The sequence below is a fragment of the Robinsoniella sp. RHS genome (assembly GCF_001029355.1).
Classification (GTDB): domain Bacteria; phylum Bacillota; class Clostridia; order Lachnospirales; family Lachnospiraceae; genus Robinsoniella; species Robinsoniella peoriensis.
This window is the reverse complement of the sequence record NZ_JNGB01000018.1, coordinates 12,303-29,120: the sequence shown is the minus strand read 5'-3', so window position 1 is coordinate 29,120 and position 16,818 is coordinate 12,303. Positions and strand designations below refer to the sequence as shown.

The 16,818-nt window shown below is 41.1% G+C and carries 15 protein-coding genes; 2 read left to right on the top strand and 13 right to left on the bottom strand.

Annotation, left to right across the window (positions count from 1 at the left end; all coding sequences use genetic code 11):
• Positions 1–157: 157 nt before the first annotated feature.
• Positions 158–1,483 carry a sodium-dependent transporter gene (locus RHS_RS09695; protein ID WP_047833060.1) on the bottom strand — a complete coding sequence of 442 codons (1,326 nt, stop codon included), beginning with the start codon at positions 1,481–1,483 and terminating at the stop codon, positions 158–160.
• Positions 1,484–1,701: 218 nt separating this feature from the next.
• On the opposite strand from RHS_RS09695, the gene RHS_RS09690 reads away from it, so the two are divergent.
• On the top strand, positions 1,702–2,340 hold the full coding sequence (locus RHS_RS09690) for a hypothetical protein (protein WP_027296656.1): 639 nt from the start codon (positions 1,702–1,704) through the stop codon (positions 2,338–2,340).
• A gap of 83 nt (positions 2,341–2,423) precedes the next feature.
• Here the strand turns inward: RHS_RS09690 and RHS_RS09685 are convergent, their stop codons facing one another.
• The 12 genes from RHS_RS09685 to RHS_RS09635 form a co-directional block, all read right to left on the bottom strand.
• Positions 2,424–3,077 (bottom strand): SH3 domain-containing protein, encoded by a 654-nt coding sequence (locus RHS_RS09685; protein WP_047833059.1) that lies wholly within the window; start codon positions 3,075–3,077, stop codon positions 2,424–2,426.
• Positions 3,078–3,139: 62 nt separating this feature from the next.
• Complete coding sequence (locus RHS_RS09680; protein ID WP_047833058.1) at positions 3,140–4,930, bottom strand: ABC transporter ATP-binding protein; 1,791 nt, start codon at positions 4,928–4,930, stop codon at positions 3,140–3,142.
• Entirely contained in the window at positions 4,923–6,653 is a 1,731-nt protein-coding gene (locus RHS_RS09675) for an ABC transporter ATP-binding protein (RefSeq protein WP_047833057.1), read from the bottom strand. Before RHS_RS09675 ends, RHS_RS09680 begins: the two co-directional genes overlap by 8 nt.
• A 40-nt stretch (positions 6,654–6,693) precedes the next feature.
• Positions 6,694–6,837, bottom strand: coding sequence for a DUF6783 domain-containing protein (locus tag RHS_RS30720; RefSeq protein ID WP_395021933.1), 144 nt, complete (start codon positions 6,835–6,837; stop codon positions 6,694–6,696).
• Positions 6,809–7,816, bottom strand: a complete 1,008-nt coding sequence (locus tag RHS_RS09670) for an asparaginase (protein WP_044289749.1) — start codon at positions 7,814–7,816, stop codon at positions 6,809–6,811. The genes RHS_RS30720 and RHS_RS09670 overlap by 29 nt, the downstream gene beginning before the upstream one ends.
• A gap of 276 nt (positions 7,817–8,092) precedes the next feature.
• Positions 8,093–8,872, bottom strand: a complete 780-nt coding sequence (locus tag RHS_RS09665; protein WP_047833056.1) for a GolD/DthD family dehydrogenase — start codon at positions 8,870–8,872, stop codon at positions 8,093–8,095.
• A gap of 37 nt (positions 8,873–8,909) precedes the next feature.
• Complete coding sequence (locus tag RHS_RS09660; protein ID WP_047833055.1) at positions 8,910–9,935, bottom strand: alcohol dehydrogenase catalytic domain-containing protein; 1,026 nt, start codon at positions 9,933–9,935, stop codon at positions 8,910–8,912.
• A 63-nt stretch (positions 9,936–9,998) separates the two neighbouring features.
• Positions 9,999–11,045: a sugar ABC transporter substrate-binding protein gene (locus RHS_RS09655; protein ID WP_052378040.1), complete on the bottom strand. Its 1,047-nt coding sequence runs from the start codon at positions 11,043–11,045 to the stop codon at positions 9,999–10,001.
• A gap of 24 nt (positions 11,046–11,069) precedes the next feature.
• Positions 11,070–12,059 carry an ABC transporter permease gene (locus RHS_RS09650; RefSeq protein ID WP_070041510.1) on the bottom strand — a complete coding sequence of 330 codons (990 nt, stop codon included), beginning with the start codon at positions 12,057–12,059 and terminating at the stop codon, positions 11,070–11,072.
• A gap of 77 nt (positions 12,060–12,136) precedes the next feature.
• Positions 12,137–13,669: a sugar ABC transporter ATP-binding protein gene (locus RHS_RS09645; protein ID WP_047833054.1), complete on the bottom strand. Its 1,533-nt coding sequence runs from the start codon at positions 13,667–13,669 to the stop codon at positions 12,137–12,139.
• Between the two features lie 37 nt (positions 13,670–13,706).
• Complete coding sequence (locus RHS_RS09640) at positions 13,707–14,645, bottom strand: sugar kinase (RefSeq protein WP_044296493.1); 939 nt, start codon at positions 14,643–14,645, stop codon at positions 13,707–13,709.
• A gap of 30 nt (positions 14,646–14,675) precedes the next feature.
• Positions 14,676–15,536, bottom strand: a complete 861-nt coding sequence (locus RHS_RS09635; protein WP_047833053.1) for a sugar phosphate isomerase/epimerase — start codon at positions 15,534–15,536, stop codon at positions 14,676–14,678.
• Positions 15,537–15,786: 250 nt separating this feature from the next.
• Here RHS_RS09635 and RHS_RS09630 point away from each other — a divergent pair, with 250 nt between their 5' ends.
• Complete coding sequence (locus RHS_RS09630; RefSeq protein WP_027296646.1) at positions 15,787–16,812, top strand: LacI family DNA-binding transcriptional regulator; 1,026 nt, start codon at positions 15,787–15,789, stop codon at positions 16,810–16,812.
• Positions 16,813–16,818 lie beyond the last annotated feature (6 nt).

Here is a 16,818-nt window from a genome sequence, read left to right as displayed (position 1 = left end):
GCTAAACCTGCTTATATTCCGAAAATAATATTTAGTTTTTTTCAAATCCTTTTGTAAGCTCAATGAAATACACATCCTTCTTTATCTTTGATAAGAATACCACAAATAGTTAAGGGAGTAAAGCTATAGTTTCTAAACCCGACTGATTTTATATCAGCTATTTCATAATCGTCCGGTAAACATCCATGAATCCCATAACGGTAACAATCACTACCAGAATCGGTGTAATAAATCGAATACAGATCAGCCATGCCTTTTTCAGTTTGAAAGAAATCCCGTCTGATTCCACATGCTGCAAAATGCGCTTTGGTCCCCATATCCATCCAACGAAGATACACATGAGAATTCCGCCTATCGGCATCAGAATATTATCCGTCAGCATACCCATAAAATCAAATACAGAATAATTCAATATGGTTACGTCACCCAGTACCCCGAATGATAAGGCACTTGGGATTCCTAACAGAAATACACCCAATGCCACGAAAAACACAGCCGTTCTCCTTTTGCACTTAAAGTGATCCAACACGGAAGATACCACACATTCCAGAAGTGCTATAGCGGAAGTTAATGCTGCAAAAAACATCAATCCGAAAAACAGCAACGCAAAAATCCAGCCGCCGGACATACTTTCAAATACTTTCGGAAGCGTTCCGAATGTAAGGCTCGGTCCCTGTGCCGGCTCCAGCCCAAATGCAAATACTGCCGGAAAGATAGCCAGTCCCGCTAAGATTGCAACAAAGGTATCAAGACCTGCTACAATAAGGGCATTTTTCGGTATATTTTCTTTTCTGTTCAAATAACTGCCATAAGTGATCGTGATTCCCATACACAAACTCAGTGAGTAAAATACCTGTCCCAGCGCAGCCGGTACAGATTTCAGGTCAAATCCTCCGTTCAATTTAAAAACGAAATCCACACCTTGTTTAGCCCCCGGAAGTGTCAGGGAACGTATAACAATGATGATCAGCAAAATTAACAGTGCCGGCATCATAAACCGCGATGCTTTCTCTATCCCTTTTGTTCCTCTGTAACACACAAATCCTGTACATGCCATAAATACCAGATGCCAGATTACAGGTGATGCCGGCTCTGCGATATAAGCTGCGAAATCTGCCGGTGCATTCATGCTTGTAACATAACTTGCAATATATTTTAAGATCCAGCCACCGATAACACTGTAGTAAGATAATATAATAAACGCACATAAAATCCCCATAATACCAATGATTTTTGATTTGGGATTTAAATTCTCATATGCCTGAACCGGACCTTTTCCTGTCATTCTTCCAATACTCATCTCCGTAATCATAACCGGAAGCCCTAATACCGCTATAAAAATTAAATACGTAATTAAAAACTGAAATCCACCGTTCTTTCCCATCAAATACGGGAACTTCCACAGATTTCCTAGCCCAACCGCTGCTCCCGCAGTTGCCAGGATAAAACCCAGGCTAGATGCCCATTGTCCTTTTTTCTCCATTTTGCCCTCCAATTAAGATTGTCTTACCCTCTGCTTAAAAGAACAGAGTTAAAATCAGTTTAACAAAATTGTAGGTATATTTCAACAAAATTAATCATTTTTCCATATATATCTTCAAACTTTTTTAATTTTTCCCATAAACTTGTAACAGAAATATAACTTGCTTCTATTCTATGGCAGATGTAAAATAACAGTAACGAAAAAAGGAGGTGAAATCCATGTCAAAGAGAAAATACATATGGTTTGCCATTTGCAATATTATTTTTCTACTATCTACATTTCTCCATGAATGTATTCACGGTTTTAGCATGGCACGGCTTGGTCAGTCTGTAAGTACAGGTTTCAGACGAATTGGCAATGTGTATCTCTACCCCAGAGATTCCGGTTTCCGCATGAATCTGGATCTGGATATTAAGACACTTATGGATTTTAGTGTTCTGCTGACACTTACGCTGGCAGTCATATTCACCTTACTGTTTTGCAAAATCCGTTTTAAAAACCCTTTTACCAAAATGATCATTCTGGCACTGGCTCTTTGTAATTCCTGTCTGAGAATTATAGCATGGGGTGCTTCTCTTTTGCTTCCGGTCTTTGTCGGGCAGTCAGTAAGAATTGATGAATTGAATACCGGAACTGCGCTTGTCACAGCAACAGGTAATCCTTCCCTTCTCTACGTTCCTGCGATTCTTTCCGTTTTTATATCTCTCCTCTGTTTTATCAAGCTGCTTATGCGTCTGCGAAGAAGCCGTGATGAAGGCTATAAAAACTTTATCTTTTTGTTTTTTATGGCACTTATCAGTTCTTTTATCATTTCAAATATACTTGATAATTATATAAGAATTAACTGGATTGCCTGAAATTGCACAGTATTCAATGCATAGAAAGGCAGGGAACAGATTATTTGCGCTGTTCCCTGCCTTTTCTTTAGCTGCTGTCTTTCTTAGTTAAAAAATCTGGCTCCTACATAACCAACAAGTCCGTTTGCTTCTACTTTATACCATCCGCCTACATCTTCTAAAAATGTAACTGCCTGTCCTGCCTGCAGTGTATCCAGGATGGCTCCGTCATAACTTGGTGCTTCACGTATGTAAGCTGCTGCATTCATGTAAATTGTCTGGGGTACGGGTGCCTCTGTAGCTTCTGTCTGAGGTGGTGCATCTGTCTGCGGTGCCTGCGTCTGTGCTGTTGCCGAATCTGTTGCTTCCGTCTGTGCATTCGTCTGTGCATTAGCCTGAGCCCCGGCATTTGTGGATCCCCCACCGTTTACTGACTCCGATGATTTTGTAGATTCCCCGGGAGTTTCTGTTGATTTCTCTGTTGTTTTCTCCGTTGTTTTTTCTGTTGATTTATTGGTTTCTGATTTCTGTGTCTGCTTTTGTGTTTCTGGCTGCTTTTCTGTTTCTTTCTTATTCTCAGTTCCATTTTCTGTGCCGGGCTTTGTTTCTTCTGTCTGTTTTTTGCTGCCATCGCCGTTTGTCATCATATTCCCAAGCAGCTTATAACCGAAAAATAAAATACAAATCACTGCAATTACTGCAATCGCCAATACGAAATACCTTAAATTATCTGATAACCATTCTTTGAATTTTTTCATTACATTACCTCCATAACGAAATAACAGAAAACTTACCAGAGCTTTCTATTATTTAAATTAGTTTATGCCTGCTGCCCTGCAAACTGAGAATGATACAACTGTTCGTAGAAACCTTTTTTCTCCAACAGAGAATTGTGCGTACCCTGCTCTACAATATTACCATCTTTTACGACAAGAATCAAATCTGCATTTTTAATTGTTGATAAACGATGTGCAATAACGAAACTGGTTCTTCCTACCATTACCTTTTTCATTGCGTCCTGCAGCATTTTTTCAATTCTGGTATCCACAGAAGAAGTTGCCTCATCCAGTATTAATATATCAGGATCTTTTAAAATTGCCCTGGCTATGGTCAGAAGCTGTTTCTCTCCCTGGGAAATGTTTCCGCCTTCCTCATCGATGACCATATTATAGCCCCCGGGCAGAGTTTTGATAAAATGATGGACATTTGCCGCCTTTGCTGCATCGATGACTTCATCTTTTCTGGCATCCAGTCTACCATATTTAATATTTTCAAAAATACTTCCGGAGAAGAGCCAGGTATCCTGCAATACCATGCCGAATATGGAACGCAGGCTGCTGCGCTTCATCTGGCGGATATCTACACCATCGATTAAAATCCTGCCCTTGTTTACATCATAAAAGCGCATCAGCAGGTTAATCAGTGTTGTTTTTCCTGCACCGGTTGGACCGACGATGGCAACCATCTGTCCGGAATGTACCTCTACCGTAAAATCTTTGATAACAGGCTTTTTCCCATATCCGAAATATACATGATCAAATACCACCTTGCCCTGAACATCCGGAAGCTCTACAGCCGGATCTGCTTCTTTAACCTCTTCTTCTTCACCAAGTATCTCAAATATACGGTCCATTGCTGCAAACGCAGCCTGAATCTGGGAAGAAAGCTGGGAAACCTGGGACAATGGGTCATTAATCTGCCAGATATAACGAATGAACGCCTGCAGATTACCTATTGAAATGCCTCCACTGATGGCAAAAACAGATCCCACTACTGCAACACTGCCGATTGTCAGATAAGTAATCAGGGATATCAGCGGTGACATTACAGAGGACATAAATTGTGCTTTAAATGCATGTTTACGCAGATCCTCATTTATATTTACAAATTCTTCCACCGAAGATTCCTGCTTATTGAAGAATAATATCTCCTGAAAACCGGTATACATTTCTGTAATCGTACCGTTTAATTCTCCCACGGAATCCTGCTGCGCCCGGAACTGCTTCTGGCTTTTTCCTACAATAAATCTGGTAACCAGAAGTGCCAATGGTATAATGCACATTGCCATACATGCCATTACCGGCTGTATGGTGAACATCATTGTAATCGCCAGAATCAATGTCAGAACCCCGCTGATGACCTGACTAAAACTCTGCTGCAATGCTCCGGATACGGTGTCGATATCATTAGTTATCCGGCTTAAAACATCCCCAAAACTATTCGTATCAAAATAGCGTACCGGGAGTCTGCGTATCTTGTCCTGAACATCATTTCTCAGGTCATGCATGGCATTCTGAATAGAATCGGTCAGCAAATATACACTGATGATCTGAGAAAATGTTTTAATCAGATAAATTACAGCCAGCAGAACCAGAATTTTAGTTACTATCTCAAAGTGAACACCTGCATCCGGCAGCTTTTTCATAATATCCATTGCATCTTTTGAAAGCTGTGTGGTGATCATACCTTCTACTCTGGGAGCCACCGTCATGGCAGCTACCGATACAATAACCATCAGTACAGCACCGATAAATTTCCATTTATACGGAGCAATATACCTTTTCATCTGCTTCAGATTTTTAATAAACTTGCCTTTTTTATTACTACTCATGATCCAATTCCTCCTCACTCAGCTGAGAAGCTGCTATTTCATGATAAATCGGGCATTCCTTTAAAAGCTGTCTGTGGGTTCCCCTGCCAACAACTTTTCCTTCATTTAATACAATAATCCTGTCAGCATCCATAATACTTGCAATACGCTGTGCCACCACAAGGACAATTGCATTTCCGGTTTCTTTTTTCAGATCCTCCCTCAATTTTGCATCGGTTTTAAAATCCAGTGCAGAAAATGAATCATCAAATATGTAGATTCTTGGCCTTTTTGCTAATGCCCGGGCAATAGAAAGCCTTTGCTTTTGTCCTCCCGATACATTCGTTGCATTTTCCGTAATGTTTTCGGAAAATCCTCCCTTTTCCATAATAAATTCATAAGCCTGAGCAGTTCTTGCTGCCTTTTCCACTTCCGCCATGGTAGCTTCCGGGTTTCCAAAGCGGATATTATCAGCAATCGTACCGCGGAAAAGCATTGCTTTTTGTGGAATAAATCCGATCGTATTACGCAGACTTTTCAGATCGTATTCCCGAATGTCTGTGCCATTCATGGTGATCCTGCCCGCAGTCACATCGTATGCTCTGGGTATCAGATTTACAAGGGTACTTTTTCCAGAACCGGTACTGCCAATAAAAGCAACCTTTTCCCCCTTTTTAGCTGAAAATGAGACATCTTTTAATACTGCTTCCTCTCCGTCCGGATACACAAAAGTCACATGATCAAAGTTGATTTCCTCTACCTCGCACTCCATCTGTTTTCCATTCTCCGGATTTTTCACCTTTACATCCTGCTTTATTACTTTTTCAATACGTTTTGCACTGACTCTTGCCCTGGGATACATCATGAAGACTAGACAAAACAGCATAACGGAAAACATAGCATGAAACAGGTAATCCATAAATGCCACCAGCATTCCGATTTCCAGATTTCCTTTGTCAATCATTTTAGCTGCAACTGCAAAAATAGCCATTCCTGCAATATTCATTAACAGGAAGAAAGTCGGCTGGGTCATAGACATCAGCTTAAAGAGCTTTTTGGAATATTTCATATACTGATTGTTTTCTTCATTAAAACGCTGCTGCTCATGTGTATCGTTATTAAATGCCCGGATAACACGTATTCCGCTTAGATTTTCTTTGGAAACACGGTTAATTGCCTCCATTGCCATCTGCTGATTTTCACTGATCGGCTCAGAAATCTTAGCAACTGCGATTACACCCACTATAATGACCGGGACCGTAGAAATAATGATCAGCGATAATGGCAGTGACGTACGCAGTACCAGACTAAAGCTGACAAAAATCATAACCGGTGTCATAAGCGCTGTACGAAACAGCACATTCATAAACATCTGTATCTGGAATGCATCATTGTTTGTCCTTGTGATCAGGGATGCTGCACCAAACTGGTGATATTCACTGTGTGAAAATCCCTGCACCTTCCGGAACATCTCTGTACGGATATCACGGGTAATGGCAGTGGATAAATAAGCACAGCAATATCCCAGCAGTATGGTACCCGCAACCCCTAACAGGGAAATCACCAGTATAATGCCACCCATTTTAAAAATGTAATTCTTGTCTCCTGTCAAAACTCCCTGGTCAATCATCCTGGCTACAATCGTTGGTATGCCAAGTTCTACCAGTGCAAATCCAAAGACAGACAAAATGTTTAATAAAAACATTTTCTTGTAATTTTTAAGATATTTAACTATTAAATTCATGGGGATTCATCTCCAATATTCTTTATTTAATTTCAGCGTACTAACGTACTAAGATGAAGGGCACGTAGCGGGCTACGTAACCTGCATTCGGGGCAAATAAGCCGCAAAGCCGGGCATGCAGATGGGTGAATGAATTTTCAAACACGCTCTGGCGCCTACCTTCCGGATCCTGCCAATATATCATAATTAATAGTCCTGTAAAATAACGTTTCTATTTCTTCCCAGGACGCAGGCTTTTTGCCCATAATCCACATTGATTTCGTTACAACTGCCTCCAGATTCATGTCCTTCGCTTCCAGATAGCGGATCTTTCCTTCCAGTCGTTTCCCTACTTCATAGACTGATATATGGCTTCCCTCAGACATAACCTGGGTTGTAATTACCAGCACTTTCTCCTGTGGCTTATAGCTGTTCTGGCATTTACAAAAAGTATCCAGCAATTGATCCGGAATCCCTCCCACACCAAATCCTTCTATAATAATTACATCATACAGCCGGTATATTTCTTCAATAAGTTCCGGAGAGCTGCAGGGAGTTAGTTTCAGCAAAAATACTTTGGGATTTAAGTTTAATTCAAATACGGCATTTCCTCCCCTGGGGGCGGTAATGTAACGGATCACCTGACTATTGCGGATCACTGCAATATCCGGAAAATTAATACTTGAAAAAGCCTGATAGCTCAGCGTATTTATTTTTTTAGCTCTGGTTCCTGCAATTGCACGCTGTCCAAATACTACCTGTACACCATTGGTATCATCCTGAAGCATATAATGGAAACTGTCACGAAGATTCATCATTGCATCTGTTGATTCGAAAGAGATCGGCTTTTGTGCCCCGGTTAAAATCACAGGCTTTTTTGAATTCTGTATCATATAGGACATGGCAGCTGCCGTATATGCCAGAGTATCTGTTCCATGAGCAATCAAAAATCCATCATAACGATCATAATTTTCCTGGATACAGCTTACCAGTTTACACCAGTAACTATAGTTCATATTGGTGCTGTCGATATTGCAGATCTCTAAAGTATCTACCGTGCAGAGTCCTTCGATATCCGGTATATATGAAAGCAGTTCATCGCCGCCCAGAGCCGGAAGCAGCCCATGCTCACTCTCCTTAGATGCAATTGTCCCGCCAGTCGTCAGCGTTAAAAATTTCTTCATTTTATGCATTTCCCTCCTGTCCTTTTTCATACTCATGAAGATCAGTATACAATGAATTCTTCTTTTTGTACATGCTAAACATAAGATATTTATAGTACAATTATTCATGTTTTTACAAAATATATACAAAAAACCAGTGTTGATATTCGGAAGCATCACATGATCTGATTCTTCTGATTATCATTCGCACTGGTTTTATATTCTCAACTAATTAATTCTGTCTGATTATTTATAATTATCATTATTTTTGTAATTTTAGAGTTCTTTAATTATAGTTTAAGCAATTGTATATCCCCCATCCAGAATCAAATTGGCACCATTAAACAGACTGGCGGCATCACTTGCCAGATAAACTGCACAGGCTGCTACTTCCCGTGGATAACCAAAACGTCTGGATGGAATCATCTGCTTAAACGCATCTCCCTGCTCATTGTTCCAATTCATGGAACCCATAGGAGTTAATATAATAGTCGGGGAAATCGCATTCACTCTCACATTGTATTTTCCCCATTCCAGTGCAAGCTGCTTAGTCGCCTGAATCAGACCTGCCTTTGCGGTTCCATATGCAAGATGACGTTCTAATGCCACTACTCCTGCCTGAGAAGCAATATTTATAATGCTTCCGCCGCCATTCCTTATCATCGTTTTCCCAACAGTCAGTGACATACGCACAGCACCTGTTAAATTAACTGCCATTGTCAGATCCCAGACATGTTCCGTACTTTCCTCTGCGGATTCCAGATAGCCAACGCCGGCGCAGTTCACAAGGATATCAATCTTACCAAATGTTCCTATAGCTTCATTCACCGTCTCTTGAACCACTTCTTTACTTGTAATATCACCGGAACAAGACAGAAATCTTTTTCCCTGTCCGGATACATATTCCTTCAACTCCGGGGAATCTTCCAGATCAAATGCAATTATATCTGCACCTTTTCTGGCGAACATCTTAGCGATCTCCAACCCTATGCCACTGGAAGCACCGGTAATAACCGCATTCTTTCCATCCAATGTAAAGTCTTCATTCATATTATTATAACTTATCTCAGGACTCATTCAAACACCTCTCTTCCTTATCGGATCCCCAATATGATCACTCAGAAACCTGAATGAGTACCTTTAGGCTGCTGTCTTTATGTTCTTCGATATACCGGAAAGCTTTTGCATAATCAGCTAATTCAAAAGTTTTGGAAATTAGAGGCTTTGTGTGGATCATGCCTCTGTTCATCAGATCAATCGTTCGATCGTAATCTTTTTCCACGTACATCAGACTCCCAATTAACCGCAGTTCTTTATCCTGCACCAGACTCATATTGATTTCCGGTCGATTTCCAAATACTCCCACTACAACAATATCATGTCCCTTTTTAGACAGTTCTATTGCCTGATTAACGGTAGCACCAATGCCAACGCATTCAAAAAATATATCTGCTTTGTCCCCTTGGAATGCCTGTTTCATTGCTATTTCCACAGATACTTTTCCCGTATTTGCAATTTGCGAAATTCCACATTCCCTGGCAACCTCCAGCCGGTAATCGGATAAATCCGTAATCAGAACCTGCTTAGCCCCTTCCGCAAGAGCTGCCTGCGCTGTCAGATTCCCTATTGTACCAGCACCCATTACAACTACATTTTTTCCTTTAACATCAGCACCTCTATGTACCGCATGGACACCTACTGCTGCAGGTTCTATGGTAGCTGCGATTTCTTTTGGCATTCCCTTTGGTATTTTCTTCACCAAAGAAGCATCAAAAGCAAAATAATCACACGCAGCTCCCGGAGTCTGGCATCCTATTACTTTCAGGGTATCGCATATATTATATCTGCCGCTCCGGCAGGGCTCACATTGGTGACAGAAAATCTGCGGCATTGCCGTGACCAGTTCTCCGGGCAGTACCCCTTTGACCCCTTTCCCGGTTTCCACCACCCTGCCTACGAATTCATGTCCTAAAGTAATCGGGCATGTAATAAAAGGATGCTTCCCATAATAGGCATGAATATCAGAACCACAGATTCCTATATAATCCACCTTAATCACAATCTCATTTTCTTTTGCTACAGGTTTGGTCGTTTCTGTAATTAAAATTTCTTCCGGATTTGTCAATGTTGCTATTTTCATCTTTATACCTCCTACATATCCCAGGTCCCGCCTGCGATACTGCATTAATAAGTAGTTTCAGTTCTATTTAATCTGTCCGTTTTCGGTATGAATCTTAATCCACTCATCTACATTCTTCTCATCTATCAACTGTCCTTCAATTAAAGTTTTTTCAAATTCTTCCTTGCCTGAAAGGACTTTATCAATTATACCAAATGTAGTTTCAGCCATTACTTTTGCGTTCTGGACACAGGTAGCCGTCAACCCGCCATCTTTGATGGACAACACTGCATCTGCCAATCCGTCTACACCGTAAAAGGTCATATTTTCCGCCCTTTTCGCATCTTTCGCGGCTTCCAAGGCTCCAAGAGCCATAGCGTCGTTCATCGAAACCACTGCATCAATCTGATCATATGCCTGCAGCCAGTCTTCCATAAAGTTCATCCCCTTTGATTTTTCCCAGTCTCCAATCTGCTCATCCAGAATCTCAATATCTGGTCTTGCATCAAACAACGTCTTTTGAAAACCTTCTCTTCTTCCAATAGAATGAGAATTTCCGGATGGTCCCAATAAGATTACAACTTTCCCATTTTGCGGGATTTTCTGTGCTGCAACTTCTGCTACAATAGACCCCTGTTCTATGGGATCACAATCTACATTGGATGCGTACTGGCTACCGCCGTCGCTCTGGTTAACCATTAAAATCGGTGTTCCATCCTGTACATACTGATCTACCAGATCTGCTTCCGCATCGGGCTCCAATGGATGCAGAATAATATAATCATATCCCTGGGTAACACAATTTTCCAGATTCGCCAGCTGGGTAGATAATGTATTCTTAGAATCCAGAATCGTCAGGGTCATATTGGGATATTGTTTCACTGCAATCTGAAGTTCCTGTGCCAGCCAGGCAGCAAAAGTTGCTGACATGTCAGTAGGAAGCAGTGCAATTTCAAACTCTCCCTTTGCATCACTGGCAGCATTTGATACTGCTTCCATTGCTGTCTCTGCCGTCTCTTTTGCTTCTTCTTTTTCCGTTACCGCTCCTTCTGCCCCGCCGCTGCTGCATCCTGTAAACAATGCCGCCATCATAACCGCTGCTAACATTACGCTTAATACTCTTCTTTTCATTTTAAACCCTCCTTGATTTCATATTTATTTACTACTCTGAGCTATTTCAGAGGTAGTTTCCATAATCTTCATTTTCCGTTTTCCTCTTTTCGACCGAATATCAAACAATACCGCTATAATAATCAAAAAACCTTTGATGATCTGCTGGGAATAAGACTCTACCCCTAACAGATTCATAATATTATTTAATATTCCAATAATTAATGAACCAACCAGCGTTCCAAAAGCCGTACCCACACCTCCGGCAAAACTGGTTCCTCCCACAACCGTGGCCATTATGGCATCTGTCTCATATCCTGTTCCTTCACTGGGAATTCCTGCATTTAATCTTCCCATTAAAATCATGCCGGCAATCGCTGCAAAAACTCCTGAAATAATAAAGGTGACCCATTTTGTCTTTCTAACCTGAATACCTGCTGCATTTGCTGCATCTTTATTTCCGCCAATTGCATATATGTATCTTCCAAACTTTGTATATTTTAATAAAATATGGGTGATCAGGCACATAACAGCCATAAATACTACGGTAATTGGAATTACACCAAATACGGTACCCTGTCCAAGAATCTTAAAATCACCAATCTTATAGACATTATTTCCAGCGGTATACAGACAGATACTGCCAAAGGTTATCGTCTGCATCGCCAGGGTAACGATAAACGAAGGAAGTCCAAAATGGGCTACAAATAACCCGTTTAAAGCGCCAACTACAGCCCCCAGAAGAAGTCCGAATAAAACAGCCAGGAGCAGATTGCCGGTAGCCACATATAAGATACATGCATAAGTTCCAGCCATTCCCGCAAGGCTTCCGATGGAAAGATCTATTTCACCGCTGATAATTACCATACCCTGGGCAAAAGACAAAATTGTTACAATGCTCACTTGCTTTAATATGTTCATTAGATTTGTTGATGTCATGAATTTCGGTGACAAAAAGGAACAGATCACCACCATCACAATCAAAATTAAAAATGTAGAAAATTTTTGTATTCTCGTTTTTACATTACTTTTCATTTTTATACCCCTTGCATATTGCAGGCCTGTCTGCAATACTGCCACAAAATAGTAAAGGTGAAAGTATCACAGTGTGGCTACCTTTCCATCTTAAATTTTCTTTCACCCGTTTCTCCTTTTCCCCCGGTTTTTGTAGCTAATTTCATAATTCTTTCCTGGGAACACTCAGCTCTTCCAATGACACCCGTCACATACCCCTTATTCATAACATATATGCGGTCACACATTCCGATTAATTCCGGCAGCTCAGAAGATATCATAATGATACTGAGTCCTTTTTCTTTCACCAGCTTCATCATGATATTATATATCTCCAGCTTTGCCCCCACGTCAATTCCACGGGTCGGTTCATCCAGTATCAGTACTTCACCATCCAGCATGAGCCATCTTGCCAGTATTACTTTCTGCTGATTTCCTCCGCTTAAAGATCCCAGATCAGTTTCTATACCGGCGCCTCTCACGTTCAGCATGGAAGACATTGATTTTGCTTCTTCCATTTCTTTTTTAAGGTTCAGAAAACCGCCCTTCCTTACCCGGAGACTGGCAAGCGCAATATTTTCGCGAATACTTCTGATTCCCACCACCCCTTCTTTCTTGCGGTCTTCTGATACCATCAGTATTTTGTTACGAATAGCCTGAGAAACATTTTTAATCTCTACTTTCTTATCATTTAAAATAATTTCCCCTGAATCATATGGGTCCAGTCCAAATATCGCCCTTGCGACTTCCGTCCGCCCCGCTCCCACGAGTCCTGCCATTCCAATAATTTCCCCTTTTCTTAAGGTGAGGTTTACCTTTTCAAAGGTATTCTTGCTGGATAAATCCCGAACTTCAAAGATTACTTTTCCAAGGGGAACCTCCTCTTTGGGATAGATATTGGAAATTGGTCTTCCTACCATATGGGCAATCAGGGTGTCATTGTTAAAATCAGCTGCCGGACCTGTGATAATCGATTGTCCATCCCGAATCACCGTTATATCATCTGCTATCCGGAAAATTTCTTCCATTTTGTGCGAAATATAAAGAATACTGATTCCCTGACTGCGCAGACGGTTAATTGTCTCAAAAAGAGCTTCCACCTCCTGATTGCTGATGGAAGATGTAGGTTCATCCATAATAATTACTTCCGCCTTAAATGCTACTGCTTTTACAATTTCAAGCATCTGAATATTAGAAACGGAAAGCTCTTTAATTTTCATTCCCGGATCATAATCCAGACCATTCTCCCGGAAAATAGATTTCACATTATTGCGCAGTTCCTTCCAATCAACCACTCCGGCCTTTCCGGGATGCTTTCCCATAAAAATATTCTCTTCAATGGTAAGATCGGGAAAGAAATTTAATTCCTGATAAATCATTGCTATTCCCGCTGCCGAGGATTCCAGCGGGCTTGCAAAAAACACTTCTTTCCCATCCAGCAGTATCTGTCCGGAATCTCTTTGATACAGACCATTGATGATTTTCATCAGGGTAGATTTTCCTGCGCCATTTTCTCCCATCACGGCATGTACCGTTCCCTTACGCAATGAAATATTAACGTGATCCAGTGCCTTGACGCCGGGAAAGCTTTTACAGATATTTCTTAATTCCAGTTTTACGTTATTTTCCATTCCTTCCTCTTTTCCGCAGTGTGTTCTAATTGCCTGCTTACTTTACCCCTTCCATCATCGCCTTTACTGAATCCGGACTGATCTTACCTTCCATTGGACCAAATGCCATTGTATTCAACGCTCCTGCGGCCGATGCCATCCGGGCAGCCTCAATTAAATCTCTGCCTTCCAGCAAACCACATATAAATGCTCCGTCAAAACAGTCCCCGGCACCAGTTGCATCCACCGGTTCAATCGAAAAAGCACAGATATCTGATTTTCCTTCCCTCGTATGGATACTGCATCCCCTGGAACCGTTTTTAAGCACCAGTATCTCCAGTTCCGGGTTTTCAAAGCAGGCTTCTACTGCCGTTTCCACTGTACTTTTCCCTGTAATCTGGAGAAGCTCATCCACGCCCGGTAAAAAAATATTTGTATTAGCCATGACTTCTCCCACAATCCCTGATACTTCCTGGTCATGCATTAATTCCTTGCGGATATTGGGATCAAAAGAAATCTTTGCCCCTAAGCTTTTTGCAAGTTTCATGGTATCAAGAATCTCTTTGGCAAAATTCTTATTAGAAAGAAGAGAGCATCCCATAACATGAAAAAATCTGACACCATTCATTACTTCCCTGCCGGGCATTTTAGCTTCGGCTGCAGGAGTGTTGCCCATATGAAAAATGAACTTCCTGGAACCATCGGAAAAATAGGTTACAAATGCCACTCCGGTTGCCCCTGTATCACTTTCCATCACACAGGAACAGTCTACTCCGTCCCCTCTCAGACGATTCAGAATATTTTTACCAAAGTCATCTTTTCCGACTCCGCCGATTATCCCGGCGCTGTGCCCCAGCCTTGCTGCCGTATCAATGAAGATTGCCGGAGCCCCGCTTGGAAACGGACCTTTGAATAAACCCGGCTGATCCAGCAAAACCCCCTCTTCGATCCGCATAATCTCTACAATCATCTCACCCATAATCCATATATCTGCCATCCGTTTAATCTCCTTTTATATCGTTTTCTTTTAGAACTTACTTTTCAGAAACGCCAGAGAATCCGCAAGCTCTCTGCTGAGCTTCTCTTCATCAGCCCCATTGCTCAGATCCCTCCATACTTTGATATCCTTACCTATCTGTCCGCCCATCTTCACAAATGGCTCCATTACAACACTTCCCTCATATCCAATTTCCTGAAGTGCCTTGCCGATTTCTCCCCAGGGAAGTGCTCCCTGTCCCGGTAGTTTACGGTTTCCTTCTCCTACATGGAGTTCTCCCATATAGTTGCCGGCACATCGTACAGCCTTTGCAATATTGTCTTCTTCGATATTCATATGAAATGTATCTAACAGCAGCTTCACGTTAGGTGACCCGACTTCCCTGCAGAATTTTACTCCTTCTTCACAGGTGTTGAGAATATGAGTTTCAAATCGGTTTACTACCTCCAGACACATCTCAATCCCCAGTTCCTCTGCCGTCTTAGCCATCTTTCCTACACTTTCAACACCTCTACTCCAGATTTCATCTTTATTCAGGTCCGAAAAATCATTAGGCCAATATGTATACATCACTCCTACAATTTTCTTCGCTCCTATCTTCACCATATTTTTCATAATATCCGTTAAATAAGAGATTCCGGCTTCCCGGACTGACGGATCTTTAGAAGCAACATCTTTCTCCTTCGCCGGCCCTATATTCGCCGTAATCTGCAGCCCCAGTTCACTACAGGTATTTTTCAGTTCCAGTAGCTGTAAATCCGACATCTCCAGCAGATGTCCTGCCCCTACTTCCATAATATCAAAACCTGCTTTCTGAATCTTTCCAGCTGTTTCGATATAATCGCATCTCCATTCATTTCCCCAGTAGGAATATAACACTCCAAATTTCATTCTTCAATCTCCTTTCAAATTGTGCTCGTGCTCATTAGGTAAATAAATCATAACACGCAATAGATTTTATATCAATAGTTTAATTTTACCTATTTTTTATATTAGAATTTGTAACTATATACCAAAGATAAAATTTGTCATTGAATTTGTAATTCAAGTACATATATTCTTGATTTCTAAAGGAATAGACATCACAGAAATTATATGATAATATGAAAAAAAGAGATTGACCGAAAGGAAGTAGAAGTTTATGGCCGTTACGATCAAAGAAATCGCTGACCTGGCTAATGTGTCACGTGCAACTGTAGATAAAGTGATTCATCACAGACCGGGTGTAAAAAAAGAAACAGAAGAACGAATCCTGACGATCCTGAAAGAATTAAATTATCAGCCTAACCTGATCGGAAAGGCATTGGTAAATAGTAAAAATCCATTTAAACTGGGGATTATTTTAACACCGGAATATAACACCTACATACAATATACCCTCAAAGGAATCCGAAGAGCAGAAAAAGAATTTTCGCACTTTGGAATAGATGTTACGGTTAAAATGCTGACATCTTTAGAGCCAGTTGAACTTATGAGTATCCTGAATGAATTTCAGGCAATGCATATCTCCGGCCTGGCTATCCTTCCTATGGACGATGCCCAGGTAAAGGCTAAGATCAATCAAATAGCAGGAGAAGGCACTGCAGTCGTAACTTTTAATTCAAGATTAAGGGGCATTGATGAGATTTGCTTTATCGGACAAGACCATTACAAAGGCGGAAGAATAGCCGCAGGACTTATGGAAAAAATTGTCCCGGAAGAGGGGGACATCGGAGTTATTATCAGTACAAAAAATCTGTCCTGCCATCAGGACCGTTTATCGGGATTTACAACACGAATTGCAGAAAGTAAGATTCCCCTTTCCATTGTCGATATTCAGGAGAACCAGGATCGGAAAGAAGATGCCTTCCGTATCACACTGGAATATTGCAACAAATACCCTAATCTGAAAGGTATTTACCTGGCTGGCGGTGGGATCACCGGCGTTGCCAGCGCACTGTCATTATCTAACAATAAGAGTCGTATAAAATTAATATGCCACGATTTGCTTCCGGAGTCAAGTACTTTATTAAAAAATGGCATTGTTGATTTTGTTCTGGGTCAAAGTGCAGAAGAACAAGGCTACCAGCTTATCAAGGTACTATTTGATTTTCTTGTAAAGGAACAGACTCCAAAAGATCAGTTTTATGAGATTCCGGTGGAGATTATTACCGGGGAGATGGTGTAGATTTAA

What these genes read in the sequence shown, in the direction of transcription:
- RHS_RS09675 (WP_047833057.1), bottom strand. Translation starts at nt 6,653, where the DNA reads ATGAATTTAATAGTTAAATATCTTAAAAATTACAAGAAAATGTTTTTA.
- RHS_RS09655 (WP_052378040.1), bottom strand. Translation starts at nt 11,045, where the DNA reads ATGAAAAGAAGAGTATTAAGCGTAATGTTAGCAGCGGTTATGATGGCG.
- RHS_RS09630 (WP_027296646.1), top strand. Translation starts at nt 15,787, where the DNA reads ATGGCCGTTACGATCAAAGAAATCGCTGACCTGGCTAATGTGTCACGT.
- RHS_RS30720 (WP_395021933.1), bottom strand. Translation starts at nt 6,837, where the DNA reads ATGATATATTGGCAGGATCCGGAAGGTAGGCGCCAGAGCGTGTTTGAA.
- RHS_RS09635 (WP_047833053.1), bottom strand. Translation starts at nt 15,536, where the DNA reads ATGAAATTTGGAGTGTTATATTCCTACTGGGGAAATGAATGGAGATGC.
- RHS_RS09690 (WP_027296656.1), top strand. Translation starts at nt 1,702, where the DNA reads ATGTCAAAGAGAAAATACATATGGTTTGCCATTTGCAATATTATTTTT.
- RHS_RS09650 (WP_070041510.1), bottom strand. Translation starts at nt 12,059, where the DNA reads ATGAAAAGTAATGTAAAAACGAGAATACAAAAATTTTCTACATTTTTA.
- RHS_RS09665 (WP_047833056.1), bottom strand. Translation starts at nt 8,872, where the DNA reads ATGAGTCCTGAGATAAGTTATAATAATATGAATGAAGACTTTACATTG.
- RHS_RS09660 (WP_047833055.1), bottom strand. Translation starts at nt 9,935, where the DNA reads ATGAAAATAGCAACATTGACAAATCCGGAAGAAATTTTAATTACAGAA.
- RHS_RS09695 (WP_047833060.1), bottom strand. Translation starts at nt 1,483, where the DNA reads ATGGAGAAAAAAGGACAATGGGCATCTAGCCTGGGTTTTATCCTGGCA.
- RHS_RS09645 (WP_047833054.1), bottom strand. Translation starts at nt 13,669, where the DNA reads ATGGAAAATAACGTAAAACTGGAATTAAGAAATATCTGTAAAAGCTTT.
- RHS_RS09680 (WP_047833058.1), bottom strand. Translation starts at nt 4,930, where the DNA reads ATGAGTAGTAATAAAAAAGGCAAGTTTATTAAAAATCTGAAGCAGATG.
- RHS_RS09685 (WP_047833059.1), bottom strand. Translation starts at nt 3,077, where the DNA reads ATGAAAAAATTCAAAGAATGGTTATCAGATAATTTAAGGTATTTCGTA.
- RHS_RS09670 (WP_044289749.1), bottom strand. Translation starts at nt 7,816, where the DNA reads ATGAAGAAATTTTTAACGCTGACGACTGGCGGGACAATTGCATCTAAG.
- RHS_RS09640 (WP_044296493.1), bottom strand. Translation starts at nt 14,645, where the DNA reads ATGGCAGATATATGGATTATGGGTGAGATGATTGTAGAGATTATGCGG.